The organism is Vibrio sp. 1978 (genome assembly GCF_033344345.1).
On record NZ_JAWPOP010000004.1, the window covers coordinates 12,128 to 25,818 of the forward strand.

General features: G+C 43.7%; 12 protein-coding genes. 3 read left to right on the top strand and 9 right to left on the bottom strand.

What is annotated here, in order from left to right; genetic code table 11:
- The coding region (locus R8N49_RS05340; protein WP_318189875.1) for a VWA domain-containing protein at window positions 1-3,726 on the top strand (3,726 nt) is incomplete at its 5' end.
- 52 nt (window positions 3,727-3,778) lie between these two features.
- On the opposite strand, the gene R8N49_RS05345 is transcribed toward R8N49_RS05340, so the two are convergent.
- Together R8N49_RS05345 and R8N49_RS05350 are read right to left on the bottom strand one after the other, a co-directional pair.
- Window positions 3,779-4,972, bottom strand: a complete 1,194-nt coding sequence (locus tag R8N49_RS05345; RefSeq protein ID WP_054579311.1) for a class I SAM-dependent methyltransferase — start codon at window positions 4,970-4,972, stop codon at window positions 3,779-3,781.
- 160 nt (window positions 4,973-5,132) lie between these two features.
- A complete protein-coding gene (locus tag R8N49_RS05350; RefSeq protein ID WP_017821867.1) occupies window positions 5,133-6,536 on the bottom strand; it encodes a methyl-accepting chemotaxis protein in 1,404 nt (467 codons plus the stop codon).
- A gap of 90 nt (window positions 6,537-6,626) precedes the next feature.
- Between R8N49_RS05350 and yccX the strand changes: the two genes are divergently transcribed.
- The gene (gene yccX / locus R8N49_RS05355; protein ID WP_017634611.1) at window positions 6,627-6,899 is read left to right on the top strand and encodes an acylphosphatase; all 273 of its coding nucleotides are present in this window, start codon (window positions 6,627-6,629) and stop codon (window positions 6,897-6,899) included.
- A gap of 2 nt (window positions 6,900-6,901) precedes the next feature.
- Here the strand turns inward: yccX and R8N49_RS05360 are convergent, their stop codons facing one another.
- On the bottom strand, window positions 6,902-7,231 hold the full coding sequence (locus tag R8N49_RS05360; protein WP_005377396.1) for a TusE/DsrC/DsvC family sulfur relay protein: 330 nt from the start codon (window positions 7,229-7,231) through the stop codon (window positions 6,902-6,904).
- Window positions 7,232-7,639: 408 nt separating this feature from the next.
- On the opposite strand from R8N49_RS05360, the gene R8N49_RS05365 reads away from it, so the two are divergent.
- The gene (locus tag R8N49_RS05365; RefSeq protein WP_005377398.1) at window positions 7,640-8,014 is read left to right on the top strand and encodes a chromosome partitioning protein ParB; all 375 of its coding nucleotides are present in this window, start codon (window positions 7,640-7,642) and stop codon (window positions 8,012-8,014) included.
- 76 nt (window positions 8,015-8,090) lie between these two features.
- Here the strand turns inward: R8N49_RS05365 and R8N49_RS05370 are convergent, their stop codons facing one another.
- From R8N49_RS05370 to R8N49_RS05395, 6 genes are all read right to left on the bottom strand, one after another.
- A complete protein-coding gene (locus R8N49_RS05370; protein WP_186585018.1) occupies window positions 8,091-8,759 on the bottom strand; it encodes a Bax inhibitor-1/YccA family protein in 669 nt (222 codons plus the stop codon).
- A 249-nt stretch (window positions 8,760-9,008) separates the two neighbouring features.
- Window positions 9,009-9,758, bottom strand: coding sequence for an amino acid ABC transporter ATP-binding protein (locus R8N49_RS05375; RefSeq protein WP_005377400.1), 750 nt, complete (start codon window positions 9,756-9,758; stop codon window positions 9,009-9,011).
- Between the two features lie 23 nt (window positions 9,759-9,781).
- Window positions 9,782-10,879, bottom strand: a complete 1,098-nt coding sequence (locus R8N49_RS05380; protein ID WP_005389988.1) for an amino acid ABC transporter permease — start codon at window positions 10,877-10,879, stop codon at window positions 9,782-9,784.
- A 1-nt stretch (window position 10,880) separates the two neighbouring features.
- A complete protein-coding gene (locus tag R8N49_RS05385; protein ID WP_005377402.1) occupies window positions 10,881-12,086 on the bottom strand; it encodes an amino acid ABC transporter permease in 1,206 nt (401 codons plus the stop codon).
- A gap of 19 nt (window positions 12,087-12,105) precedes the next feature.
- Window positions 12,106-12,231, bottom strand: a complete 126-nt coding sequence (locus R8N49_RS05390) for a hypothetical protein (protein ID WP_277987590.1) — start codon at window positions 12,229-12,231, stop codon at window positions 12,106-12,108.
- A gap of 73 nt (window positions 12,232-12,304) precedes the next feature.
- Complete coding sequence (locus tag R8N49_RS05395) at window positions 12,305-13,333, bottom strand: amino acid ABC transporter substrate-binding protein (RefSeq protein WP_005377403.1); 1,029 nt, start codon at window positions 13,331-13,333, stop codon at window positions 12,305-12,307.
- Between the last annotated feature and the right edge of the window lie 358 nt (window positions 13,334-13,691).

The window sequence follows — 13,691 nt, forward strand, 5'->3', positions numbered from 1 at the left end:
GATGTGCGTATTGCTTCCATTGATGACGCGGTGTACGAAGGCCCAGAAGATTTCAGTGTGACGGTGACTGGCATTGGTGCAGTGCAAGGCAGCGATACCGGTACGGCAACGATAGTGGATGACGGCACGGGTCCGGGCCCTGATCCGGATGATGACCGTCCAAGCGTGACTATCTCAGACGCTGGCACCATCAATGAGGGGGATACAGCCAACTTCAAAGTGACGCTATCGAACGCCTCCGAGTCTACAGTACAAGTCGAGCTAGGCCTCAACTTAGGTGACACCGAAACCGGTGACTTAGGCACCCTAGAATACAACACCGGGAGCGGTTGGGTGGCAGTGCCAAACGATGGCATTGTGACCGTTTCTGCTGGGCAAACTGAGTTTGATGTGCGTATCGCTTCCATTGATGACGCCGTTTATGAAGGTCCTGAAGATTTCAGTGTCACGGTGACCGGCATTGGCGCAGTACAAGGCAGCGATACCGGTACGGCAACGATTATTGATAATGATGCTCCTCCTTCTATTTCAAATGTTGTGAATGCAGTTGTTTCGGAAGAAGGTTTAGCTAATGGTATCCCTGATAATACAGGATCACCTTCAGACACCACTAACTCCGCAAGTTTCTCAGGAACATTCACAGTTGCCGATCCAGACACGGCGAATGTTTCAGTGGTATTGGCAGGCCCTAACAACCTAACATCAAGAGGGGAGCCTATATCGTGGACGTGGGACAACAGTACTCAAACGCTGACTGCGAAAACTGCTCACCTGAGCGTTGTTGCTACTGTTGTGCTGAGCGAGCCTTCAGCTTCAGGTCAAGGCTCTTGGGACTATACTATTACTCTGTTTGAGCCACTTGATCATCCTGTTAATGATGTGGAAGACATCATCAACTTTGATTTACAGATTTCTGTAAGTGATGGACAAACAACAACATCTCAAAGCTTAAATGTGGCCGTTGAAGATGATTGCCCATACGTGCCTGTTGTTGTTCAACCCGTCGATGTGTCGCTTACTGGTGCACCTAACGTTCTGACAGGGCGCATAGATTTTGCAGGAAGTGAGGCAGACGCAACCAGTCGAACATTTGGGGATGTTGTTGTGACTGCAAACGGTTTTGTGTCTGACGAATCTGTGATGCTGGGAACAGCTGAAATCAATCAATCATCAGAAGGGGTTGGCGTTAAAAGTTCTGGTAACAACGGCTTCCAATTAGAAAACGAAGTCGATTATCGATTCGCGGGTAATGAGGGTGTATCAGAGCAGTTAATCATAGACTTAGGCAATAAAGTTGCTTACGGAGCAGAAATAGAATTTGAGAAAATGTTTGGTGGTGAACTTGAGAAAGGAATCGCATCTTTTTATAGAGATGGTGTATTAATTGCTCAGCAATCGTTCAGCTCTGACGCAAGCAGTGGTGATTACGCGGCAAATTTCAATGTTCAACAGGGAGGCTTTGATAAAATCATCCTCGAGGCGACCAGTAATGGCAATGGCCCGGATACTGAAGACAACAGTGACTTTACCGTTAAATCAATAACCTTTACAGGTGCGTACTCTGGCGTGCCAATTGCTAGTGCGGATGGGAACCTCGGTGCTGTATATGGAGCTGATGGCCCTGGTTCTATAGTCTTAAATGGAGGTGAGGCTGGTTTAGAGACTCTAGATGGTAAAGACGTGTTGATATACGTCGATCCACAAAACTCTAATAGACTGATTGCAGAGGCTGATGGAGAGCTTGCATTCGAAGTTCAACTTACACCTAGCACTGGAAAATGGGAGTTCTTCCAATACTTACCTTTGACCTCACCTTATGGCGATGGGGATATCGATTTTAACTACACGATTACTGATAATGATGGAGACAGTAAAACGGGGTACTTTTCTGTCAACCCTTACGCCCCACCAATCGTAGAAGGTGTAACTCTAAACGTTTCTGAGGAAGGCTTAAGCAACGCCATTGCTGATGACTCTGCTCTAAACGGCTTTGATGACACAACTGACTCGAGTACTGATGTAGAACAATTGACGCTGGGTCAAACCGTTGATTCTGTTACGCTCAGTGAACCATCTACAGCTCTTACTAGTAACGGTATCTCTGTAACGTGGACGTTATCAAATAACGACCAAATGCTTATCGGTTCAGCGAACGGTGAAGAGGTTATCAAAATATCAGTCAATGATACTGGAGTGGTATCTACGGAGCTTCTTGGTCCGATTGATCACACCAACCCATCTGGAGAAGACACCTTAAATATTGAGGTGCCTGTGCTTGTCTCGAAAGCTCGTGGTCTTACTAACTCCACAACGGTCAACGTTATTGTGGAAGATGACTCACCAGATTCTGCATCTATTATTCACGATGTAGTTGCAGAAACTAAAGAAAGTGCCAACGTTCAGCTCATAATGGATGTCTCGGGTTCTATGCGAACGGATAATCGCTTGCAGATAATGAAAGATTCGGCAACTCAGTTATTGAATCAATATGAGTCTATCGGTCAAACGCGAGTTCAAATTATTACTTATAGCAGTACAGCATCCACTTACGCTATAGGTGCTGCGACGTGGCTGACGGTCGAGGAGGCCAAAGCGTATATTGAGACGCTAACTGCGGGTGGCGCGACTAACTATAACAACGCGCTAAATGAAGCAAAACAGTCATGGGATGATGTAGGTAAGTTAACCAGTGCGTCGAATGTTAGTTACTTCTTGTCAGATGGTCAGCCAAACCCTGCGTCATCATTTATAAACGACGCTCGCGAGCAGAGTTGGATTGATCACCTAACCGATCCTGATAATCAGATAACAGCCCTAGCGTATGGTATGGGCGTTAATCTTATGCCGGAGCAATTAGATCGCGTAGCATATGATGGCTTTTTGAATCAAGACCTTGATGGTGTTGTGGTTCCTGACGTAACTCAATTACCTCCGGTTATGTTGCAGTCAGTGATTCAACCTGTTGGGGGGAACTTGATGTATACCACTTCTCCAGATACAGGTATTGGTGCAGATGGTGGTTATATTAGCGAAATAGAACATGACGGTGTCACTTATTCGTTTGATGGTACAGACCTAATAGTAACTGACAATAACGATGGTATTTCGCATGCATTTGACGACACAACGATGCAGCTTACTATCTATATCGACAGCAAACATACTCTGGAAATCGACCTAAACGATGGTGCGTATGCATTTTATGGTGCAGTGGGTGATACAGTTGAAACGTTAGACTTCGATTATGTATTGACGGATAACGATGGCGATCAAAGTGAGAATACCCTGCAATTCGTTATTGATGAAAACGGAGGAGTAAATGCTTCAAGTAATGGCTCTGCAAATATTATTGAAGCTGAAGTAGACGTAAGTCATGACATCTTGATCGGTAATGATAACGAGGCAGATGTCTTTAAATGGGTCAACGACTCCTTGGATACAGGAACAGATCTAATTAGAGGTTTTGAGAGAGATTTGGACACCTTAGATCTGAGTGAAGTCGTTGAAGATGCAGGGCACAATACGATAGAAGAACTTCTTAATAGTATTGACTTGAACATTGATGGCGATGACTTATCTCTAGAAATAACCCATAACGATGGAAACTCAATTCAAACTATCGTAATAGAAAACGGGGCGACAGAGTTTAGTGATTTAATCGTGGGAAATGCGGACTTTGAGAGAGATGTGTTATCCGCACTAACTAAGGTTAACTTAGAGCCATAATGAAAAGGGCCAGTAGGCCCTTTTCTTCTGCTTTGTCTTACTTATTCGTAGCCTAAAGCACTTTACATGCAAAACCTTTTAAGTAGAAGCCTTCTGGATATGCTGTATCGGTTGGGTGGTCAGCGGCTTGCTCAAAACGCTCCACAAACTTTACTTGGCGGTTAGCGTCTACGGCTGCATCAGCGATGATTTTCTGGAACAGAACTTGATCCATCAAGCCAGAGCACGAGTAGGTCAGTAGAGTGCCGCCCGGTTTTAGAATTTGCATTGCTAGCATGTTGATGTCTTTGTAACCACGACATGCACCGTTTAGTTGTGCTTTGCTCTCTGCGAACTTCGGTGGGTCCATAATAACCACATCGAACTGAGTTCCTTGATCACGATACTCACGAAGCAGCTTAAACACGTCTGCATTTAGGAACACGGCACGCTTCTTCGAAATATCAAAATCGTTTAGCTCTGCGTTGAATTTTGCGGTATCTAAAGCAGGTTGCGACACGTCAGCGTTAATCACACGCTTTGCATCACCTTTTAGAGCGTAAAGTCCGAAGCCACCTGTGTAAGAGAAGCAGTTAAGAACTTCTTTGCCTTTCATATATTTCATCGCTTGCTGGCGACTATCACGTTGATCTAGGTAGAAACCTGTTTTGTGTCCGCCAACGATATCTACACTAATCTTTACGCCATTTTCTTCGATGACGACCGATTTAGGTGGCTCTTCGCCATGCAAAACGCCCGTGCTCTCTTTTAAACCTTCTTTTTTACGAACGGCCACGTCAGAGCGCTCGTACACATTACAATCAGGGAAGCACTCAACCAGAGCGTCAACAATAGCCTGCTTATTGTGTTCTGCGCCAGCACTGAGAAGTTGGCACACAAAGAAATTTTGGTAACGGTCGATCGTAACGCCAGGTAAGCCGTCAGACTCTGCTGCGATAAGGCGATAACCCGTAAGGCCATCACGTTTGATAATGTCTTCACGAAGAAGTTGTGCGTCTTTAAGTCGTTTAACGAAAAACGCGGTGTCGATTTCTTCTTTATCAAAACTCCAAATACGAGCACGAATTTGTGAAGCTGGCGAATATGCCGCCTTAGCTAGCCATTTACCGTCGTGAGTGAATACATCAACCGTTTCGCCAAGAGCAGGTTCGCCCTCAACTTTGTTGATGCCTCGAGAGAAGATCCAAGGGTGCTTGCGCTTGACCGATTTCTCACGACCTTTAACCAAATAGATAGCAGCTGTCATTTCATTAGCTCTTGTTGAATTTTGAAAGGGGCGTATTGTCCGGGATGTAAATGGTAAAAGCAATATCCCTCGGCAATCCAGTACATTGTAGTGACTTTTAAATACAAAAAAGGTCACTAAAGTGACCCTTTTATTGAATTTGCTGTAATAGATTCCGTTGCTATGCTTTAAGTCCAGTAAGTAGTGCTTCCATTGTGTCGCTTTGCTTACGCAGTTGATCAACGTTTTGTGAAGTCGTGCTTATCATATTGCACACGTTATCTGCTTGAACTCGAATTTCTTCAACGCTTGAGGCGATATTGTCCGCGACTACACCTTGCTCTTCAGCTGCTGTTGCAATTTGAATGCTACTGTCGGAGATAGTTTGATTTTTATCTGCCAAAGAGCCGATTTCGTGATTCACTTCCGTCATGAGGTTTTGTCCCTCATTTGCGTTATTAACTGTCACTTCCATCAGCTTAGTAAGTGACTGACTGTTACGCTGTAACGATTCAATCATCGTTTGGATTTCCACTGTCGCTTGCTGAGTGCGTCCCGCAAGAGCGCGAACCTCATCCGCAACGACCGCAAATCCACGACCTTGTTCTCCAGCACGTGCAGCTTCAATAGCCGCGTTCAGAGCAAGTAGGTTGGTTTGCTCGGAGATCCCATTGATGGTTGTCACGACTTCATCAATTTGTGCTGCATTGGCATCTAACTCGGCAACGGCTTGAGACGCAGATTGAATCTCATTAGAAAGGTTCGAAATCGAGTGAAGCGTATTCTCAACTTTCACTTGTCCAGACTGAGCCACGTTTCGCGCATCATCGGTTTGCGTGCTTGAATCGTGAGCTAGTGTCGCGACTTCTCGAATCGTTGATGCCATCTGTTCAGTTGCACTCGCAAGAGAGTTGAGGTGTTCCTGCTGAGTCGCTGAAATATCTGAACTGTGATGAATCGATTGATTCAGGTCTGAGCTAATTTGTTGCATTAACGCCACAGACTCTTGAATCGACAGCACCATTTGTTGCTCTCGTTCTGCAACTTTGTCTATCGTAATAGCAATTTCACTAAACTCGTCGCGAACAGGGAAGAAGTTCATTCTCGCAGTTAAGTCGCCACCCGCAAGGGTGTTTAATGCTTTGTTCATCGTGAACATCGCGCCGCCAATAAACGTCATGATGTAGTAAACGCCAAGAGCGAGAATAAACAAGCTCACACAGATGATGCTCACTTGAGTCGTTGATAGGGCAGTCCATAAAGAAAGTTCATGGTTCGCAACCAAACTGTACGCACCATTTAAAACAGACACGGATTGCGAACCAGAGCCAATAGAAACGGTTTCTGAACCCGCTATGAGGCTTGCTACTTGAGATTGAGAAAGGTTGCCTGCCTCTATCAGACCTTTCATAAGCATGAGCTCTTCTTGGTACATACTTGAGATCAGTGTATTAGCCGCGCTATTAAGGACGAGAGTGAGAATGACTAAAGCAAGAAGAGGGAGAACGAAGAGCAAATAGAACTTTTCTTGAATCTTTAAGTGAATGAGATACTTATCAATCCAGCGGAATGGAATTTCTTTCATAATTATAATAACCGTGCAAAAACCCACTATCCTTAGTGGGGTGAATAGACGAAAAGAATATATCACTCAGTAAAAAGAAGCGGTACAAAGATGAACGTAAAGTGTGAGAGATTTATAGTAAAAGGTCATGTTCAAGGCGTGGGCTTTCGTTACCATACTTCCCATCAAGGATTGAAGCTAGGGTTAACAGGTTATGCGAAGAACCTAAACAATGGTGATGTTGAAGTGATGGCGTGTGGAACAGACGCGCAAATAGTTGCGTTTTCGGAATGGTTACAAGAAGGACCGCGAACGGCAACAGTAGAGCATGTGATGCAGGAGCCTGCGTCGTATAAGCCGTTACGCGGTTTTAAAATTTTATGAATCTACAAGCATTTAGCTGGCTTTGGTAGGCCGGCTAATTTGGTTGCTTGTTTGGCTGGCCCCTTTTTAAACAGCTTGAATAGATACTTACTGTTACCTTTTTCCGGGCCGTGCGCTTTTTCCATCGCTTTCACAAGCATACGCACTGCAGGGGAGGTATTAAACTCTTCATAAAAGTCTCGCACAAAATGCACAACTTCCAAATGAGCATCCGTAAGCTCGATGTCTTCTTCTTTTGCTAAAAGCTCAATCATACCTTCTTCCCATTGAGTATGATCCAATAAGTAGCCTTGAGCATCCGTTTCAATTTCTTTGCCGTTGTAAACGAACATAACGTTTTATCCGTTAAGTAAACATGGATGTTTATAGATTAGCGACAGCCGAGAATGTTCTCAACAAAAGAATCTCGAAGTAGTGCCGAGCGAAGCAAAAGCGTACAAAATGGTGAGTGTTTTTGACTGAGCTAGGCACTTTGATATAAATGCTCTTTTATTCAAATAAATAGGAAACTATTCAGTTTGTTAGAAATTTTACGGGGTGAGTACCAACGAAATTGCATGGATATCCAGGCTTATTCATTTTTGTTTTGGTTTTTTCTTGGCTACTTGTCTGATTATGGGATTTTATGGGTGAATGAATAGCTGACAACGTTGTGTTTGTTTTCATAGACCGATATTCTCATTGGATTAATGAAAGCCTGTATTCAGGTTAGAAACAACAATGATGACAAGGAGTTAGTCATGTCGAAACAACGTTACATTGAGATTAATGACAATGTAAAATCCACTTGGTCCATCGAGCGTATTTGGCAACTTGCAGAATCCTTACCTGTAGAAGAAATTTCGATTGATGATATCAAAGGCCCAAATGAAGTGACTTGGTTTAGTCATGAAGGGCCACAGCCAACCTGCCGTGAAATTGCAAAACATTGCCAACGAATCAACAATGCTGATTTGTCGTATCCGGTAATCTTAACCAGTGACTATCGTGTTTTTGACGGTATGCACCGAATCGCCAAGCAAATCATGTTAGGAGAGGAAACGATCAAAGTGAGACGCTTTAGAGAAAATCCAGAAGCTGACGAAGTTATCGAGTTGTCAGTAGAGCAGGCGTAATACACTGAATTGCACACAAAGAAAAAGCCCGAAGGAATTACCTTCGGGCTTTTTTATTCTACTTAACGAGAAACGATTAATCGTCGTTCATAATACCTAGAATGCTTAGTAGACTAGTGAACAAGTTAAGGATGTTTAGGTACATCGAAATTGTTGCACTGATGTAGTTTGTCTCTTCGCCACGAACGATACGACTTGTATCGAATAGGATGAAACCAGAGAACACGAGTGCAGAAACACTGCTGATTACTAGGTGAGCCATTGTTGAAGCAACGAAGATGTTAATCAGCGCTGCAACGATCACAATGATCAAACCCGCCATCAGGAAGTTGCGCATGAAAGAGAAATCTTTCTTGCTTGAAATGGTGTAAGCCGATAGGCCAAGGAACACCATACCAGTCAAACCTAGAGCTTGAGCAATGATAGTAGGACCGTTTGGAATTGATGCGTAGTAGTTAAGCATTGGACCTAAAGCACCACCCATTAGAGTCGTGAAAACGAATGTCCAAACGATACCAGATGATGAGTTGATTGCCTTTGGCATAACAAAGAACAAAATACCAATCGCTGCAAGCTGCATCACAATTGCCATGATTGGTGAAATTTGCATTGCCATAGTCGCGACTGCTGCGATAGCACTGGTCATCAGTGTCATCGACAGTAGGAAGTAAGTGTTTTTCAGTACTTTGTTAGTTTCTAGTGTATTAGGAACACTTGTTGAACGAGTAAACATTGGACTGTTCATAATTATCCTCAATAAGGGAGTTTACTATTGGTACATTTATGGGGCTGAAAGTTCAAAAAATCAAGCCCTTTTCATGCATATCCTAGATAAAATGATAATGGAAATAAGATGTTATGTATTTGGCAACTTGTAACACAATATTACTGCCTAGCATAGCTATGTTGATTCTCACACGGATTTTTGAATTTAGTAACAAAAAGCACTGGCTTCATAGAAACCAGTGCTTTTTTATGTCGATTCGGCTAAATCTTAGTGGTGTAAGATTTGCGCTAGGAAGTTTTGGGTCCTATCCGATTGAGGATTCTCAAAGAAGTCGACCGGGTTGTTTTCTTCGATGATCTCTCCTGCGTCCATGAATATCACGCGATCGGCAACCTCTTTAGCAAAGCCCATTTCATGTGTCACACATAGCATAGTCATGCCTTCCTCGGCGAGTTCGACCATTACATCCAGTACTTCGCGAACCATTTCCGGGTCGAGTGCAGATGTTGGCTCATCAAAAAGCATGACTTTAGGGTTCATACACAAAGAGCGAGCAATCGCCACACGTTGTTGCTGGCCACCAGACAGCTGACCGGGATACTTCTCCGCTTGGTCTGGAATTTTTACACGTTCCAGATATTTCATCGCAACTGCTTCTGCCTCATCTTTTGGCATCTTCTTCACCCAGATAGGCGCGAGCGTACAGTTTTCCAGTACGGTTAAATGAGGGAAGAGATTAAAGTGTTGAAAGCACATGCCCACTTCTCGGCGTACTGCTTCAATGTTCTTTAAGTCTTCAGTTAATTCCGTACCAGAGACGTAAATGCTGCCTGCTTGGTGTTCTTCAAGGCGGTTAATACAGCGAATCATCGTTGATTTTCCCGACCCAGATGGGCCACAGATAACGATTTTCTCGCCGCGCTTAACGTCGAGGTTAATATTTTTTAGTACGTGAAACTCACCATACCATTTATTCATGTCCTTCAATTGGATCATGTAATCTTGTTGTTGCGTCATAATACGTCCTTGATCTTGATGAGTTATCGTTTGTGACCGGTATGAAGTTTGTTTTCAAGCCATATCGAATAGCGTGACATGCCAAAACAAAATACCCAAAACACTAACGCGACAAATACATAACTTTCAGTAGCAAAACCTAACCATTCAGGGTCGGTATTTGCTGCTTGTCCTATACCGAGTACGTCAAACATGCCAATGATGAGTACTAAACTGGTGTCTTTAAACAAACCGATAAAGGTGTTCACGATAGAAGGAATAGTAATCTTTAGCGCCTGTGGCAAGATAATAAGCCCAGTCTTTTTCCAGTAACTTAACCCAAGCGCATCAGCGGCTTCATATTGACCTTTCGGAATGGCTTGTAGACCACCGCGTACCACTTCTGCCATGTAAGCGGAGGCAAACATAACCACACCGATAAGGGCGCGAATCAGTTTATCTGTCTCTGAACCTTCAGACATAAACAATGGAAGCATAACCGAAGCCATGAACAAAACCGTAATAAGCGGAACGCCACGCCAAACTTCAATGTAGACGGTACAAATGCTGCGAATGATCGGCATCTCTGAACGTCTACCAAGCGCAAGCACCACACCAATTGGCAGTGAAACTACGATACCAACTAACGCAATAATGAGCGTAACGAGTAATCCACCCCATTTGTGTGTATCGACCACTTCTAGTCCAAAGACACCCCCGTATAACAGCCCAGCGATGATGAATGGATAGATGTTTACGAAGAAAAGCCAAATCCACATCCGTTTCGGTGTCTTCTCATACGCGAGTAAAACGGTAAATATGGCTAATGTGATATAGAAAAGGCGAGGGCGCCATAGTTCGGACTCTGGATAAAAACCATACATGAACTGCTCCCAGCGCACGCTGATAAATACCCAGCAAGCACCATCTCGGCTACAGTCGTCACGCGTTGAGCCAATCCAGTCTGCGTTAATAAACGCCCAATCCACGATATACCATATTGCAGTTACGACAATATACGCAAGAATGACAGTAACAATGGAATTGATAGGGCCATTAAATAGATTTTTCCGCATCCAACCAACGAAGCCTACAGTATTGGCGGGTGGTGGGAGATCCGGTTGAAATTGATGAGTACTCATATTATCTCTCCACCAGCGCGACTTTACGGTTATACAAGTTCATTAATGCAGACGTAATCAGACTTAATGTCAAGTACACGCCCATCGTCATCGCAATGATCTCAATCGCTTGTCCCGTTTGGTTCAGGGTAGTACCAGCAAACACAGAGACAAGATCTGGGTAACCAATCGCCATCGCTAACGATGAGTTTTTGGTGAGGTTGAGATATTGACTGGTTAAAGGTGGAATAATAATTCGTAACGCTTGAGGAATGACAACAAGCTTTAAAGTTTTCGAGCGTGGTAAGCCTAGCGACATCGCTGCTTCGGTTTGACCATGGCTAACCGCATTAATACCAGAGCGCACAATCTCAGCAATGAAAGAAGCTGTATAAACACTCAATGCCAAAAGTAGCGCAGCCAATTCAGGAATAATGCTAATACCACCTCGGAAATTAAACCCTTTTAGTTCAGGATAATTCAGTGAAATTGGCATACCAGCAAGGAAGTACACAACCAATGGAAGGCCAACAACTAAACCCAAAACTATTCTTCCCATTGGGGTTTGTTGCCCAGTGAGACGTTGCTTATTATTCGCCCATACATTAATTAATAAGCTTGCGATTACCCCGAAGATTAACGCGGCAATAACGTAGCTACTGCCAGGTTCCATAGTCGGTGCAGGGAAATATAAGCCACGAACGTTCAAGAAAATAGCTTCACCAAGACTTAAGCTTTGGCGTGGTGAGGGTAATGCTTGAAGAACAGCGAAATACCAGAAGAATATTTGCAGAAGAAGGGGGATATTTCGGAAAGTTTCGATATAAACTGCCGCTAAACGACTAACTAACCAGTTAGAAGAAAGGCGGGCAACCCCCATGGTAAAGCCAATCACAGTAGCCAGAATAATACCTAATACGGAGACTAACGCCGTATTAAGAAGGCCGATGATAAATGTTCTACCGTAAGAGTACGTTTCATCGTATTCAATTAATGTTAACCCAATACCAAATCCGGCTTCTTGATTCAGAAAACCGAAGCCCGTTGCAATACCACGAGCATCTAAGTTATTGAGAGCGTTGTTTACAATCGTGTAAAAGAAAAATACCAGTGCAGCAATGGCAATGATCTGGAAAATAGCAGAACGAAAGGCAGGATTATAAATCAGGCTCTTGCTTCCGCTTGGTTTGGACATCGTACTTGGCGATGCATCTTGTGTCGGTTTCATACAGCGATAACCTCAAACCTTAGTTATAGATATCGGCCTGTATAAAGAAGTTTCGTCCTTGCTGGCTAAAGAATAACGCTCCCATGTCTGGTGACTTACGAACCTTTAAAGCCGTTCCACCAAGCGAGCGCTTTTCGCCATCCAATGAGCGATCCTTACTCATACAGTGAGATATAATCAAGAAAAAGGGCGGCATGAACCGCCCTGATTAACTCTTTCTATCGGATTGGTGGCGCGTACATAAAGCCGCCTGCATTCCATAGCGCATTAACGCCACGAGAGATTTCTAACGGCGAACCAGTACCGACTGTACGTTCGAAGCTTTCACCATAGTTACCAACTTGTTTGATAACCTGGTAGCCCCAATCGTCGCGGATACCCAACCCTTTGCCTTTAGGGCCATCAACACCAAGGATACGCTTGATGTTTGGATCTGTTGACTTCAGCATTTCATCCGCATTCTTCGAACTAATACCGTATTCTTCAGCGTTAATCATCGCAGACAATGTCCACTTAGCGATGTTAAACCATTGATCATCGCCTTGACGAACGACTGGACCTAGTGGCTCTTTAGAGATGATTTCTGGAAGAACGGCCGCAGAGGACGGATCTTTCAAATTCAAACGTAGTGCATAAAGGCCAGATTGGTCAGTTGTTAATACGTCACAGCGTCCCGCATCAAAACCTTTCGAAGTTTGCGCCGCTGTGTCGAATACCACTGGTTTGTACGCCATGCCTTGGTTGCGGAAATAATCTGCAAGGTTTAGCTCGGTTGTTGTACCTGATTGAACACATACCGACGCACCATCAAGCTCTTTAGCACTTGATATACCAAGCTCCTTCTTCACCATAAAACCTTGACCGTCGTAGTAGTTCACACCTACGAAGTTTAGGCCCAGTGCAGTGTCGCGGTGGAGAGTCCAGGTCGTGTTACGGGAAAGCACATCAATCTCACCAGATTGAAGCGCAGTGAAACGTTCTTTTGCGGTTAGGGGTACATATTTAACTTTCGTTTTATCCCCAAGAACAGCTGCAGCCAGTGCTTGGCAATATTCTACGTCGATACCTTCCCATTCGCCTTTTGAGTTAGGGTTAGAGAAACCAGGTAGACCGGTACTTACGCCACAAGTAAGAAAGCCTTGTTTTGTGACTTTGTCCAGAGTAGTGTCTGCTGCTTGAGCTGATGTTGCCATCATCGCAGTAGAAGCCGCTACGACGGAAGCAAGAACTGTGAGTTTATTTGCCATTTGTATCCTTCCTGTATGATCCATGTTTAATCAGGAGTGACCTGAAATAACGTGTCCAATTCGTTAGAGTTATCGTCCTACGTGATTGATTTTCGAAGAAACGGCATTCGATAGATCAACCAGTTATAAGCGTAGGAAAGGATCTGTTAATTCTCAAATATATAATTTAAATGAAGTTTTGAGAGAACTTACAAAGTGCCTTGAGATTTAGAATGACGAAATGTTAATTGTTTGTAAATAGTGCAATTCATGGACAATTTGGTGCATCAGAACAATCAATAGAAGAGTGAACAATACAAAAGAATAAAAAGTTGTTATTAAAACTGTCATTAGCTGAGCAAGGTGAAGTTCAGTAAAA

What these genes read in the sequence shown, in the direction of transcription:
- R8N49_RS05345 (WP_054579311.1), bottom strand. Translation starts at nt 4,972, where the DNA reads ATGACAGCTGCTATCTATTTGGTTAAAGGTCGTGAGAAATCGGTCAAG.
- R8N49_RS05350 (WP_017821867.1), bottom strand. Translation starts at nt 6,536, where the DNA reads ATGAAAGAAATTCCATTCCGCTGGATTGATAAGTATCTCATTCACTTA.
- yccX (WP_017634611.1), top strand. Translation starts at nt 6,627, where the DNA reads ATGAACGTAAAGTGTGAGAGATTTATAGTAAAAGGTCATGTTCAAGGC.
- R8N49_RS05360 (WP_005377396.1), bottom strand. Translation starts at nt 7,231, where the DNA reads ATGTTCGTTTACAACGGCAAAGAAATTGAAACGGATGCTCAAGGCTAC.
- R8N49_RS05365 (WP_005377398.1), top strand. Translation starts at nt 7,640, where the DNA reads ATGTCGAAACAACGTTACATTGAGATTAATGACAATGTAAAATCCACT.
- R8N49_RS05370 (WP_186585018.1), bottom strand. Translation starts at nt 8,759, where the DNA reads ATGAACAGTCCAATGTTTACTCGTTCAACAAGTGTTCCTAATACACTA.
- R8N49_RS05375 (WP_005377400.1), bottom strand. Translation starts at nt 9,758, where the DNA reads ATGACGCAACAACAAGATTACATGATCCAATTGAAGGACATGAATAAA.
- R8N49_RS05380 (WP_005389988.1), bottom strand. Translation starts at nt 10,879, where the DNA reads ATGAGTACTCATCAATTTCAACCGGATCTCCCACCACCCGCCAATACT.
- R8N49_RS05385 (WP_005377402.1), bottom strand. Translation starts at nt 12,086, where the DNA reads ATGAAACCGACACAAGATGCATCGCCAAGTACGATGTCCAAACCAAGC.
- R8N49_RS05395 (WP_005377403.1), bottom strand. Translation starts at nt 13,333, where the DNA reads ATGGCAAATAAACTCACAGTTCTTGCTTCCGTCGTAGCGGCTTCTACT.